The sequence below is a fragment of the Pseudomonas sp. NPDC087358 genome, from assembly GCF_044900785.1.
Taxonomy (GTDB): Bacteria; Pseudomonadota; Gammaproteobacteria; order Pseudomonadales; family Pseudomonadaceae; genus Aquipseudomonas.
Window position 1 is genome coordinate 336,659 of record NZ_JBJDOA010000002.1, and the last position, 12,884, is coordinate 349,542.

Annotated in this window: 14 protein-coding genes; 9 read left to right on the forward strand and 5 right to left on the reverse strand. The window is 62.5% G+C overall.

What is annotated here, in order from left to right:
* Window positions 1-49: 49 nt before the first annotated feature.
* Together ACI2KS_RS05160 and ACI2KS_RS05165 are read right to left on the reverse strand one after the other, a co-directional pair.
* Entirely contained in the window at window positions 50-1,216 is a 1,167-nt protein-coding gene (locus ACI2KS_RS05160; protein ID WP_404617843.1) for an MFS transporter, read from the reverse strand.
* A 27-nt stretch (window positions 1,217-1,243) separates the two neighbouring features.
* A complete protein-coding gene (locus tag ACI2KS_RS05165) occupies window positions 1,244-1,546 on the reverse strand; it encodes an ArsR/SmtB family transcription factor (protein WP_404617845.1) in 303 nt (100 codons plus the stop codon).
* Window positions 1,547-1,812: 266 nt separating this feature from the next.
* On the opposite strand from ACI2KS_RS05165, the gene ACI2KS_RS05170 reads away from it, so the two are divergent.
* On the forward strand, window positions 1,813-2,409 hold the full coding sequence (locus ACI2KS_RS05170) for an ACP phosphodiesterase (RefSeq protein ID WP_404617847.1): 597 nt from the start codon (window positions 1,813-1,815) through the stop codon (window positions 2,407-2,409).
* Here ACI2KS_RS05170 and ACI2KS_RS05175 read toward each other — a convergent pair.
* On the reverse strand, window positions 2,370-3,158 hold the full coding sequence (locus tag ACI2KS_RS05175) for a lysophospholipid acyltransferase family protein (protein WP_404617849.1): 789 nt from the start codon (window positions 3,156-3,158) through the stop codon (window positions 2,370-2,372). The genes ACI2KS_RS05170 and ACI2KS_RS05175 overlap by 40 nt on opposite strands.
* A complete protein-coding gene (gene olsB, locus ACI2KS_RS05180; protein WP_404617851.1) occupies window positions 3,158-3,913 on the reverse strand; it encodes an L-ornithine N(alpha)-acyltransferase in 756 nt (251 codons plus the stop codon). Before olsB ends, ACI2KS_RS05175 begins: the two co-directional genes overlap by 1 nt.
* A gap of 292 nt (window positions 3,914-4,205) precedes the next feature.
* Between olsB and ACI2KS_RS05185 the strand changes: the two genes are divergently transcribed.
* The 6 genes from ACI2KS_RS05185 (at window position 4,206) to ACI2KS_RS05210 (ending at window position 8,530) form a co-directional block, all read left to right on the forward strand.
* Entirely contained in the window at window positions 4,206-5,294 is a 1,089-nt protein-coding gene (locus ACI2KS_RS05185; protein ID WP_404617852.1) for a serine hydrolase domain-containing protein, read from the forward strand.
* Window positions 5,291-5,629, forward strand: a complete 339-nt coding sequence (locus tag ACI2KS_RS05190) for an amidase (RefSeq protein WP_404617854.1) — start codon at window positions 5,291-5,293, stop codon at window positions 5,627-5,629. The genes ACI2KS_RS05185 and ACI2KS_RS05190 overlap by 4 nt, the downstream gene beginning before the upstream one ends.
* Window positions 5,630-5,699: 70 nt before the next feature.
* On the forward strand, window positions 5,700-6,281 hold the full coding sequence (locus ACI2KS_RS05195) for a YceI family protein (protein WP_404617856.1): 582 nt from the start codon (window positions 5,700-5,702) through the stop codon (window positions 6,279-6,281).
* Between the two features lie 2 nt (window positions 6,282-6,283).
* Window positions 6,284-7,441 (forward strand): phosphatidylserine/phosphatidylglycerophosphate/cardiolipin synthase family protein, encoded by a 1,158-nt coding sequence (locus ACI2KS_RS05200; RefSeq protein WP_404617858.1) that lies wholly within the window; start codon window positions 6,284-6,286, stop codon window positions 7,439-7,441.
* A gap of 179 nt (window positions 7,442-7,620) precedes the next feature.
* The gene (locus ACI2KS_RS05205) at window positions 7,621-8,205 is read left to right on the forward strand and encodes a DJ-1/PfpI family protein (protein WP_404618473.1); all 585 of its coding nucleotides are present in this window, start codon (window positions 7,621-7,623) and stop codon (window positions 8,203-8,205) included.
* A 16-nt stretch (window positions 8,206-8,221) separates the two neighbouring features.
* The gene (locus ACI2KS_RS05210) at window positions 8,222-8,530 is read left to right on the forward strand and encodes a ribbon-helix-helix domain-containing protein (RefSeq protein WP_404617859.1); all 309 of its coding nucleotides are present in this window, start codon (window positions 8,222-8,224) and stop codon (window positions 8,528-8,530) included.
* A gap of 71 nt (window positions 8,531-8,601) precedes the next feature.
* Here the strand turns inward: ACI2KS_RS05210 and ACI2KS_RS05215 are convergent, their stop codons facing one another.
* Window positions 8,602-10,125 (reverse strand): fumarate hydratase, encoded by a 1,524-nt coding sequence (locus ACI2KS_RS05215; RefSeq protein ID WP_404617861.1) that lies wholly within the window; start codon window positions 10,123-10,125, stop codon window positions 8,602-8,604.
* Between the two features lie 414 nt (window positions 10,126-10,539).
* Between ACI2KS_RS05215 and ACI2KS_RS05220 the strand changes: the two genes are divergently transcribed.
* Together ACI2KS_RS05220 and ACI2KS_RS05225 are read left to right on the forward strand one after the other, a co-directional pair.
* Window positions 10,540-11,646, forward strand: a complete 1,107-nt coding sequence (locus ACI2KS_RS05220; protein ID WP_404617863.1) for a diguanylate cyclase domain-containing protein — start codon at window positions 10,540-10,542, stop codon at window positions 11,644-11,646.
* Complete coding sequence (locus ACI2KS_RS05225; protein WP_404617865.1) at window positions 11,639-12,568, forward strand: iron-sulfur-binding ferredoxin reductase; 930 nt, start codon at window positions 11,639-11,641, stop codon at window positions 12,566-12,568. The genes ACI2KS_RS05220 and ACI2KS_RS05225 overlap by 8 nt, the downstream gene beginning before the upstream one ends.
* Window positions 12,569-12,884 lie beyond the last annotated feature (316 nt).

Here is a 12,884-nt window from a genome sequence, read left to right on the forward strand (position 1 = left end):
AAAAGTCCTCAATGCAGTCAGTAGTGGGTGTATCCGCAGTCTTTGAAATTCAGTGGCTTACAGCGGCCAGCCCGGCATCGCCGCGCTGACGGAAATTGACCAGGGTCACCAGCAGGGCAAGTACGGCCAGTGCGCCTGCTGCCAGCGGCACGGTGGTCAGCCCCAGGCCATGGGCAATGACGCTGCCACCGACCCAGGCGCCCAGTGCGTTACCGACGTTGAAAGCGCCGATGTTCAAGGTCGACACCAGGTTGGGTGCGTCCTTGCCGAAGGTCACCACGTTGATCTGCAAGGCAGGCACGGCGGCGAAGGCGGCGGTGGCCCAGAGAAACAGCGTCACTTCAGCGGGAATCAGCGCAACGCTGGTCCAGCTCAGGGCGGTAGAGATGACGGCCATGGCGATGAACACGCCGATCAGCGTTGCCGCCAGTCGACGATCGGCCAGCTTGCCGCCGATGATGTTGCCGACCGTCAGCCCCAGGCCGATCAACAGCAGGGTCCAGGTCACGCCCAGTGGCGATACCCCGGTGACTTCGCCGAGCAATGGCGCGACGTAGGTGAACAAGGCGAACATCGACGCCGAGAACAGCGCGGTCATGCTCAGCGACAGCCAGATACCGGCACCCTTGAGGGCCCCTAGCTCGGCGCGCATGTCGAGTTTTTCTTCGTCGCGTCTGGCGGGCAGATAGCGGATCAGGCCGATGAAGGCGATGACGCCGATCACCGTCACGGCGAAGAAGGTCGAACGCCACCCGGCCTGCTGGCCCAGTGCGGTCCCCAAAGGGACGCCCAGCACGTTGGCCAGGGTCAGGCCGGTGAACATCAGCGCGACCGCGGAGGCACGGCGATTGGCAGGTACCAGGCCCGCCGCCACCACCGAACCGATACCGAAGAATGCGCCGTGACACAGAGCGGTGATCACCCGGGCGAACATCAGAATGTTGTAGTCGGCGGCGACCGCGCAGAGCAGGTTGCCGATGATGAAGATGCCCATCAACGTGACCAGCGCGCCCTTGCGCGGCAGTTTTGCGGTGGCCATGGCCATGAACGGCGCGCCGATGGCCACGCCCAGCGCATAACCGGTGACCAGCCAGCCAGCGCCGGGAATGCTCACGCCCAGGTCAGTGGCGACCTCGGGCAGCAGACCCATGATGACGAACTCGGTGGTGCCGATGGCAAAGGCGCTCAGGGCCAGAATAAGTAGCGAAAGAGGCACGGGGCGTCTCCTGTTGAAATTGTCGACTCAGAGCTGTTCGGACAGCTGCTGCAAAAACGCCTGAATGACGTCTTCGTTGCGTTTGAAAAAGTGCCACTGGCCATATTTCTTGCTGGTGATCAGGCCAGCGCGTTGCAGCGTTGCCAGGTGGGCCGAAACAGTCGATTGGGAAAGCCCTGCACGCTGGTCGATCTGACCGGCACAGACGCCGTTCTCAAGCGAGTGATCCTGATCCGGGAAACAGGCGTAAGGGTCCTTGAGCCAGCCCAGAATCTGGCGGCGAACCGGGTGGGCCAGCGCTTTTATTATTTCGTCGAGGTCGATAGGCATGTCGTTCTCAATATGTGTGTAGCGGTATATCGCGATGGGGCGAACTTTATATCTATAAATCGCGATATACAAATATGATTGGGTGCTAAGCGGCGCATAAAACGGTATATCGGGTTATATCGATACAGCAGCGCTGATCTGTCCGTCGCGGTCTGCCTTGCCGACGCTGCCAGTCGGGACGACGCTGTCGCCAGCGAGCCGGACTGCTACGGGGCCATCGCGCCGGTCTGATACATTGCGGCCTCTACCTGACAGGTCACGCAGCCATGAATTACCTCGCACATCTGCACCTTGGCGGTCAGGCACCTGCCCAGTTGCTTGGCAGTCTTTATGGAGATTTCGTCAAAGGCCTGCTACCGGGCCGCTTCCCCGTGGATATAGAAGAGGCGATCCGCCTGCATCGGCGCATCGACGCGTTCACCGATGCGCATCCGCTGACCCGGCAGGCGATGGGCCGTTTCCCTGCCGAACGTCGGCGTTACGCCGGTATCGTGCTGGACGTGTTTTTCGATCACTGCCTGGCGCGAGACTGGCAGCAGTATTCGGACGTGCCGCTTCAGACCTTCACCCGCCAGGTGTATCGGGTATTGGCCAATGAGCCAGCGCTGCCTAAGCGTCTGGCGATGATCGCGCCGCGCATGGCGGCGCAGGACTGGCTAGGTTCATACCGCAATTTCGAAGTGGTGGGCGATGCGCTGGCGGGGATATCCCGCCGTTTGTCGCGTCCTGAGGGGTTGGCCGGCGCCATGCAGGAGCTGCGGGCGCTTTATCGGCCATTGAGCGAAGATTTCAGCGAGTTCTATCCGCAGCTTCAGGCATTCGCTCAGGCGGCTCTGGCGGCCGGACGCACTTCCTCAGGCTGACGGCTGTTGCCGAAGAGCGCCAGCTGCACCGCTTGTTGGGCTTCGAACGCCAGCGCAGCGCGCTCTTTGCCTTGGGAATTGATGGGCTCCAGCAACCGGATGTGCACGTCGCTGACGGCGTGGGCGAACAGGCGGCGCAAGTGCGATAGCAGGTCGTCGTCGCCAATGAAGGGGGCGATCCGGTCCGGCTCGCCGTCGCGCAGATACTGGATCGCTACGGGTTGCAGCGGCACACCGGTGTCGATGGCGCTGGACAGCAGGCGCCCGTGAAAGGTACGCAGGCTGCGGCCATCGGTGGTAGTGCCCTCCGGGAAGATCAGCAGTGAATGCTTGCTCAGCAAGTGCTGCCCCATCTGCTTCTGGATCAGTTTGCTGTCGCCCGAACCGCGGCGAATGAACAGCGTACCGGCTTTCAACGCCAGCCAGCCGGCCACGGGCCATGTGCGCACTTCAGCTTTCGACAGGAATGACAGCGGCGCGACCATGCCCAGCAACGCGATGTCGGTCCATGACACGTGGTTGCAGACCCACAGCATCGGCTGCTCCGGCAACTTGCCGCTAAGAGTGACGCGAAACGGCAAAGCGGCGGTCAGGCGGGCCATGAACCAGCGACTCCAGCGCTGGCGGCGGGCCATGGAGTGACCGATGCGCAGGCGCTCCATCAGGGTGAATGCGCCAGCGATGGTCAGCCCCAGGGCGATGACCCACAACACACGGATGACGCGCGCATGACTGCGCAATCTGCTCATCACACGGCTGCCTTGAAGTGACGGGCGTAGCGCGGGCAGAGCTCGTCACGTTTGAGCAGGATGAATACATCGGCCACCTGGAAATCTTCATCCCAGCAAGGCTCGCCACAGATCTTGGCGCCCAGGCGCATGTAGGCCTTGAGCAAGGGCGGCATTTCGCAGATCACGTTGTTGGGCAGGTCCAGGTTCGGCAGTGGGTTCTTCGGCTCGGCGCGCAGATGCTCGGTGCTCAGATAACGTTCGCGCAGACGCTGCATGATCGCGTGCGCCTGGATGCCGCCGTCCTGCATCGGGATGCTCGCACAACCCATCAGGTAGCTGTAGCCGCCTTCGTTGAGCACCTCGGCCAGCTCGCTCCACAGCACGGCGATGGTCCCGCCGTTGCGATAGCCAGGGTCGACGCAGGTACGCCCCAGTTCGAGGATCGGCCCTTGCAGATGGCCGAGCCCGTGCAGGCTGAATTCCTCTTCGCTGTAGAAACGGCCCAGAGTGCTGGCGGCCTTGTGATCGAGCAGGCGAGTGGTCGCGACCAGCCGACCGCTGCTCAGATCGCGCACACCAATGTGCATGCAGTGAACATCGTAATCGTCGATGTCCAGACCCAGCTCGGCACCTTTGAGGCGAGCGTTGAATTCGCCGCTAAATACACTGAAACGCAACGCCTGCGCTTCTTGCAGTGCTTGGCTGCCGATCAGGCGTTCGGCCTGCAGGCGGCGGTCGGACCGGGTGTCTCGAATACTGGCGATCTGAGTCATGGCGCGTCTCCGTGGGCCAGCCTTTGTCCAGGCCAGTCGACTGATAAATCGAAGCATTGCTGTACGAATGCAGGCTAGGGAGGGCCGATGTCACCCCCATTAAGCTTTGGTGATGGTTGCGTGACACGAATGGCCGCCGATCATCTTCGTGGCGACCTGCCGGGCGGCGTTGCTGTTTAGGGCCAGTGGCGATGTCGGGTCGCGCTGGCTGGCCCGGCGCTACAGGGGCGGGTTCGGCGCACTGTCATCATTGCCTGTTAGTTTTGCTGGCATCCGCTACTGAGAGCCCGTCATGAGTCGTGCGTTATTCGTCCTCATACTTTGGTCTGTCGCCTGTCCGGGCACTGTCCAGGCCTGGCCTGAAGCTCAATGGTCCGTTGCGCCTCTGCCGGCGAGCGCCGCCCTGGAAGCCCTCGAAAGCTACGCCTTCGCGCCGCGCGACGAGCAAACCCGCGAAGGCGTGCGCACCGACGCCTTGCTGATCGTGCGTAACGGCGAGCTGATCTACGAACGCTACGCAGGCGTGACCACTGCCCAAACCCCGCACCTGACCTGGTCGATCAGCAAAAGCATCCTCGCCACCGTGCTGGGCGTGGCGTTTGGAGAAGGGCGTTTCAAGCTCGATGAGCCCGTCGCACGCTACTACCCGCCATTCGGCAGCCATCCTGATATCAAGCTACAGGACTTGCTGCACTGGGCCTGCGGCCTGGACTGGGAGGAAGACTACGAATACGCGCCGCTGGACTCCTCGGTGGTGGCGATGCTTTACACCCGAGGCCGTGGCGACATGGCGCGCTACGCCGCCGGTCACAAGGCGATCAGCGCACCGGGCACCTTGTTCCGATATTCGAGCGGCGACAGTACTGTGCTGGCGGCCGCGCTCAGGGGCATGCTCGGCGACAGCGCCTACGCCGACTACCCCTGGACCGCGCTGTTCGAGCCGCTCGGTATCACCAGCGCGACGTGGGAAACCGACGCCAGCGGCACCTTCGTCGGCTCATCCTATGCCTACATGACCGCCCGGGATCTGGCACGCATCGGTGTGCTGATGCAGCGCCGCGGGCTCTGGCACGGTCGCCAGTTGCTGCCTGAAGCCTGGATCGATTTCACCCTCACGCCGTTCCGGTCGCAAACACCGACCCTTGAAGTACCGGGTGGCCACTGGTGGCTGAACAGGCCAGCTGGCGGCAACGCCAGCCCTTGGCCCGCTGCACCGTCCGACACCTTTGCAGCGCTTGGGCACTGGGGTCAGGCGCTGTATGTGATCCCGAGCGCAGGGCTGGTGATAGTGCGTTATGCCGATGATCGAGACGCGACCTATGACCACAACCAGTTGCTCAGGCTGGCCCTCAAAGCCATGGGCGGGGAGGGTATCCAATGAGATCGAGCATGGGCCTGGTTCGCCGCCGCCCCTTTGCCGGCATCGCGATTGCGCTGCTGCTATTGCTCCTGGCGATGACCTGGGTCTGGCGCAGTGAGCTGTACCTCTTCCCCAGCATCATCAGCGCCTACACCGCCAAGGAATATTGTTCCTGCCGCTTCGTCGTGAACAATCCGGTGGACTATTGTCAGCGCTATGTGAAGCAGTGGTTGCCGAGCACTCTGACTGAAGACTCAACGGACAAGCGTATCATCGCTTCCGGGATGGGCCGCCAGAGCAGCGCGCAATGGCAGGGGCAGCGTCAGGGCTGTCGATTACTGCCACCCGTGCCGTAAGCGAACGTACCGGTTTGCCTGCGGTCTGACAGCCGGATAAGGTAGCCCCAACCGCGCCTCTGGAGTACTCATGCCCACTTTCATCCGCCTGCTGCTGGCCTCGCTCGCCGTGCTGGCGCTGCCTGCCCAGGCGAACTGGTATCTGGACAACGAGTCATCGCGACTGTCGTTCATTTCCACGAAAAACGCGGACATTTCCGAAGTTCACCGCTTCCTCAATCTGCACGGTATGGTCGACCCCAGGGGCATGGCCGAGCTTGAGGTCGAGCTGGATTCCGTGAGCACTGGCATCCCTTTGCGTGACGAACGCTTGCGCCGGCAGCTGTTCGACATCAAGCAGTTCCCCGAGGCGCGGGTGACCGCACAACTGGACATGCGCCCGATCAACGCTCTGGCGCCGGGCGCGCAACTGGAGTTACGCCTGCCGTTGAAGGTGCAGATGCACGGCCAGTCGCAAAGCTACAACGCCGAGCTGCTGGCCACACGCCTGGATGATCGACGCTTTCAGGTGGTGACCCTGGAGCCGCTGGTGCTGCACGCCGAGGATTTCGGCTTGCTGCCCGGGCTTGAGGGCCTGCGCAAAGTGGCCGATCTGTCGGCGATCGGATTTTCGGTGCCGGTCGGCGCTGTGCTGATCTTCACGGCGCGCTGAGCATGGGCGGCGCGATTTTTCCGTGGCGGGACCATAACCAGTTCGAACTGCTGATCGACGGACCTGCGTTCTTCCCGCGCATGATTGCCGCTATCGACGGCGCACAGCAGCAAGTGGAACTGGAGCTGTATCTGGTGGAGGCGGGGGCCTGCGCCGAAGCGGTGGTGCAAGCGCTGGTCGGTGCTGCCAGGCGTGGGGTGATCGTGCGCTGCCTGTTCGACGACTTCGGCTCGCTGGCATTCACCTTGGGCCTGCGCACGCGCCTGACCGAAGCGGGCGTCATCCTGCGCTTTTACAACCGTGTGCACTGGCGTCGCGGGATTCGCAACTTCTACCGTGACCATCGCAAGCTGTTGCTGGTGGACAAAGAACTGGCAGTGGTCGGCGGTACGGGAGTCACGGACGAGTTCTGGCACCCGCAGCAGGACACCAGCGACTGGCACGAAGTGATGGTGGAAATCCGCGGCCCGCTGGTCATCGACTGGCAGGCGCTGTTCGACCGCCAGTTTCACGCCAACCCGCGACGGCGGGCCTGGCGACCGGCGGAAAACTTCGGCCTGCCGCGTTTACCCAAGGCTCCGGTCAGTGGTCAAGGTTTGGGGCGCGTGGCCTACGCCGACTCACGCCAGCATCGTGACATCCTGCAATCGCTGGTCCGCGCGTTGTACTTCAGCAAGAAGCGCGTCTGGCTGGCGACCCCGTATTTCCTGCCGACCTGGAAGGTCCGTCGCGCCCTGCGTCGCGCGGCCGCCCGGGGCGTGGACGTGCGCCTGCTGCTTACCGGCCCGCGCACCGATCACCCATCGGTGCGCTACGCAGGCCATCGTTATTACCCGCGGCTGCTCAAGGCCGGGGTGAAGATCTTCGAATACCAGCCCTGTTTCCTGCATCTGAAAATGGTGCTGATCGACGACTGGGTGAGCATCGGCTCCTGTAATTTCGATCACTGGAACCTGCGCTTCAATCTAGAGGCCAATCTTGAAGCGATGGATCCGGGATTGACCCTGGCGGTGAGCGACAGCTTCGAGCGTGATTTCCTGCAGAGCAGCGAAGTCAGCCTGCACGACTGGCAATCCAGGCCGCTGTGGCGGCGGATCAAACAGCGCCTGTGGGGCTGGGTGGACCGGCTGGTGGTCAATACGCTAGACCGGCGAGGTTGATCAGCGACCGGAGGGACAGTCGCAGCGATCTTGACGGCCATCACCGCCGGCAAGCCGAATGGCCATAAGCGCGAGCGCAGTGGCAAGGGTGTAGTACTACGCTGTTACCAGCGTCGGCAAAAACCGGCGAATACTGGCCTGACTTTCCACGCAACAGCACCCGGTTCGGAGGACATCAACTGATGGCTGCCAAGAAAATTCTCATGCTGGTCGGCGATTACGTCGAAGACTATGAAGTCATGGTGCCGTTTCAGGCCCTGCAGATGGTCGGCCATACGGTGCATGCCGTGTGCCCCGGCAAGAAAAAGGGCGACGTGATCCGCACTGCGATTCATGACTTCGAGGGCGACCAGACCTACAGCGAAAAACGCGGCCACAACTTCGGTCTGAACTTCGATTTCGATGCCGTGAAATCCGCTGACTACGACGCTTTGCTGGTGCCCGGTGGACGCTCGCCGGAATACCTTCGTCTCAACCAGCAGGTGCTGGAGCTGGTGCGCGAGTTCGGGCGAGACGACAAGCCCATCGCCGCCGTCTGTCATGGCCCGCAGCTGCTGGTCGAAACCGGGGTGCTCAAGGGCAAGTCGCTGAGCGCCTATCCTGCCTGTGCGCCGGAGGTACGGCTGGCGGGCGGCGAGTATGTCGACATCGGCATGGATCAAGCACACACCGACGGCAACCTGGTCACCGGCCCCGCATGGCCTGCGCATCCGGCGTGGCTGGCGGCGTTTCTGAAAGTGCTGGGCACCCAAATCATTCTCTGAAGCACGAGGTTTGACCATGTGCGAACTCTACGTCAAAGCGGACCCGATCCTGTACGAGTCCCGCTCGCGTTCGCTGCGCATCTGCGGCGTGGTGACGACACTGCGCCTGGAAAACCAGTTCTGGGACATCCTCGCCGAAATCGCCCGCAACGACAGCATGACCACCAACCAGTTGATCACCAAGCTGTACGAGGAGGTGATGGGCTTCAATGGCGAGGTGGTTAATTTCGCATCATTCCTGCGAGTCAGCTGCACGCGCTACCTGAGCCAGAAAAGTCGGGTGGTGACCCCTGAGCCTGCGGTGCTGCGTGCGGTAGGCAAGTGAACATCGCGCAACGGCAGGCATGAAAAAGCCCGGCGCGATGGCCGGGCTTTTGCGAATCGACGGTCGAGTGCTTATTGCACTTCTACCGCCAGGCTTTCACTGATCTTCTTCTGCCAGATGGCGGGACCGGTGATGTGGACCGACTCGCCATTGCTGTCGACCGCGACGGTGACTGGCATGTCCTTGACGTCGAACTCGTAGATCGCTTCCATGCCCAGTTCAGGGAATGCCAGCACGGTCGACTTCTTGATCGCCTGGGCGACGAGGTAAGCAGCACCGCCGACGGCCATCAGGTAAACGGCTTTGTTGTCCTTGATCGCTTCAATGGCGGTAGGGCCGCGCTCGGATTTGCCGATCATGCCCAACAGGCCGGTCTGCTCGAGGATCTGCCGGGTGAACTTGTCCATACGCGTGGCGGTGGTCGGACCTGCCGGGCCTACCACTTCGTCACCGACCGGATCGACCGGGCCGACGTAATAGATGAAGCGACCTTTCAGATCCACCGGCAGGGTTTCGCCGCGGTTCAACATCTCGACCATGCGCTTGTGCGCAGCGTCACGGCCGGTGAGCATCTTGCCGTTGAGCAGAACGGTTTCGCCCGGCTTCCAGCTCTGGACGTCTTCGGGCGTCAACGTGTCGAGGTTGACCCGGCGCGCCGATGGACCTGCTTCCCAGACGATTTCCGGGTAGGCGTCCAGCGACGGCGCTTCGAGTGACGCCGGGCCGGACCCGTCGAGCACGAAGTGTGCGTGGCGAGTGGCGGCGCAGTTGGGAATCATGCAGACCGGCAGCGAGGCGGCGTGGGTCGGGTAATCCATGATCTTGACGTCGAGTACGGTGGTCAGACCGCCCAGGCCCTGAGCACCGATGCCCAGCTGGTTGACCTTCTCGAACAGCTCCAGGCGCATTTCTTCCAGACGGTTCGACGGGCCGCGAGCCTTGAGCTCGTGGATGTCGATGGACTCCATCAGGACTTCCTTGGCCATGACCGCAGCTTTTTCGGCGGTGCCGCCGATACCGATGCCGAGCATGCCCGGTGGGCACCAGCCGGCGCCCATGGTCGGAACGGTTTTCAGCACCCAGTCAACGATCGAGTCAGACGGGTTGAGCATCGCCATCTTCGATTTGTTTTCCGAGCCGCCGCCCTTGGCCGCCACGTCCACTTCCACGGTGTTGCCCGGGACGATGGAGTAGTGGATGACCGCCGGGGTGTTGTCCTTGGTGTTCTTGCGAGCGCCCGCCGGGTCGGCGAGGATCGAGGCACGCAGGACGTTTTCCGGCAGGTTGTAGGCGCGACGCACGCCCTCGTTGATCATGTCGTCCAGGCCCATGGTGGCACCATCCCAACGCACGTCCATGCCGACGCGAACGAAAACGGTGACGATGCCGGTGTCCTGGCAGATCGGCCGGTGACCGGTCGCACACATGCGCGAGTTGATCAGGATCTGAGCCATGGAGTCGCGTGCTGCTGGCGACTCTTCGCGCAGGTATGCCTCGTGCATGGCCTGGATGAAGTCCACGGGATGGTAGTAGGAAATGAACTGCAAAGCGTCAGCGACACTCTGGATCAGGTCATCTTGCTTGATCACGGTCATGGGGGCGCGCTCCTCTGATTTGGCGGGAACAGTCGATTTGCTGCTTACGGCAATACCGCTAGGGTCTGGCGAAAGCATCCGGGTTAAGCGTCAGGCCACCGAGGGACAGCGTCGGCAGGTCGGCAATAAAAAAGGCGCGGCAGTATAACCTGTGGTCGAATTCGATACAGCCGCCTTGAACTAAACGTTGGTCGAACATCGCCCGCTTACCAAGATGAGCGTGCGTGAGAGGAAATGCTACGGCCGTCTGGAACTCGACAATTGATTGGTGATTTTTCAGCGTTACCACTACAGTGGCAAGCTGCCTGCATTGCTGATCCCGGTGTCAGGTTATTCGCCTGGTGCGGATCCGGGACGCCTTGCAGGGCATCTTGCCAGCACAGGATGAACCCTTTACGCATGATGAGTCATCGAGTGTCTGACCAAGCCATACAGCGGTTATTGCTCAAGCGTTTTGCGCTGGCTGCCGGTACCTACGTGCTGCTGCTCGCGCTCGTCTGGGTGGCTTACTGCGCCGGTTATTACCACGCGAGCTTCTTTGGCCTGTGGCTGGCTACGGTGCTGGTGCTGTTCTCCCAGGGTGCGCTGAGCCTGGTGTTCTTCGGTGGCTTCAACCACCGCTTCAAGGATCCCAGTCTCACCGAGTTCCAGGTGCTGATGGGACTTGGCTGGCAGACCTTCCTGATCGCCCATATGGGTTCGGCCCGAGGCACCTTCATGGTGCTCTACGTGCTGGTTTTGCTGTTCGGCCTGTTCCACCTGCCACCTCGGGTGTTCACCCGATGCGCGATCTTTGCCTTGCTGGGTTTCGCCGGGGTCAATCTGTGGGATGCCTTTACCCATCAAATGAATGATCCGACCCTGGCCGCCGTACAGACCTGCGCATTGTTCATTGTGCTGGGCTGGTTATGCACCTATGCGCGTTTCGTACAGAACTCCCGCCGGCGCATGCATCAGCGCCGTGTCACCTTGCAGGCGCATCAGGAAACCTTGCGCGGGATGATGTTCCAGCTCGAAGAACTGGCCTCCACGGACGAGCTGACCAATCTGTACAACCGTCGGCACTTCCTGCGTCTGGCCACCCGTGAGCTGGAAACCATGGACGGCAGCTACACCGAAGGCCTCGCCTTGATCGACCTGGACCATTTCAAGCGGGTCAACGATCTGCTAGGCCACGCTGCCGGCGACAGGGTATTGCAAGTGTTCGCCGCCACGGCCAGCGCGTGCCTGCGCTCGGATGACATTCTGGCGCGCTACGGCGGAGAGGAATTCGTGTTGTTGATTCCACGTTGCACCAGCGCCCAACTGGTGGACTGTTGCGAGCGGGTGCGGCAGGCCTTCGAGCAGGTGCTGATCCCCGAACTGCCGGGGCTTGAGCTGAGCCTGTCGGTCGGCATGACCCTGATCGAGCGGGGTGATGACATGGACCGCGCCTTGCAGCGTGCCGATCAGGCGCTGTATCGGGCCAAGCATCATGGCCGCAATTGCTGTCACGGGGCCTGGGACTACGTCGATGCCTGAGTTACGTGTAGGTGATCGGCAGTGGTCGGTCGCACCCGCCGTCAATCTGCTCGATGCCTTGAACCGCGCTGGCTTGTCGGTGCCCTACAGCTGCCGCGCGGGCAGCTGCCACGCCTGTCTGGTGCGTTGCATCAGCGGTGAGCCACAGGATGCACTGCCCCAGGCCCTGGAGGCGAGCAAGCGTGAGCAGGGCTGGCGCCTGGCATGCCAGTGCCAGGTGGTGGGTGATCTTGGCGTGGAGCTGTTCGATCCCGCGCGCGACGGCCTGCCCGCAACGGTGGTGGGATGCGACTGGCTCGACCCTTCGGTGCTGCGCCTGCGGCTTGAACCCGAGGGTGCCCTGCGTTACCGCGCCGGTCAGCACCTGGTGCTGTGGACGGCCAGTGGCGTTGCACGTCCTTATTCGCTGGCGAGCCTGCCGGGAGAAGACCCTTTTCTCGAGTTTCACCTCGATTGCCGCCAGCCTGGCGCCTTCATCGACGTTGCCCGCGCACTCAAGCCGGGCGATGCAATGCGGTTGGGAGAGTTGCGCGGCGGCGCGTTGCATTATGACCCGGACTGGCAGGAGCGACCGCTGTGGCTACTCGCCGCCGGCACCGGCCTGGGGCCGTTGTGGGGGGTGCTGCGCGAAGCCTTGCGTCAGCAGCATCAAGGTCCGATCCGGGTGATGCACGTGGCGCGTGAGCATTACCTTGCCGCCGAACTTCAAGCGCTGGCCAGCGCACATCCCCAGCTGCAGATCGAACTGATAGACGCCGACGCATTTCAAGCCGCCCTTGGCGCAATGCGTGTGACCTCCCGCCAGACCATTGCTCAGGTGTGCGGTGGTCCGGCGAGTGTTGAATCGTTCTCCAAGCGCCTGTACATCGCCGGGTTGCCCCGCAGCCAGCTGTTGGCGGATGTGTTTCTGGAAAAGAGCTGAGCGGCGCCTCCGGGTTCAGGCATCTGGCCTGCCATTGACCCCTGGCAGCCTGCTGCCACGGCCATTGGCCATTGGCCAGAATGGCTGACGTGCGTCGGAGGATGCATTCCCACGCAGAGCGTGGGAACGATCTGGAGGGCGATAGATGTCGATCGCTTCTGCCCGGAGGGCGAGGGAGTCTGGCTTGCCGACGATCTGGCGCCAAGCGTCAGCAAACCTGCGACCACGATATGCCTGACCCACCGAGCCGCCTTGCACTGCCGGTGCCCGGCAGCGCGGGGCAAGCCCGCTCCTACGGGCCTTCGCCCAGAATCAA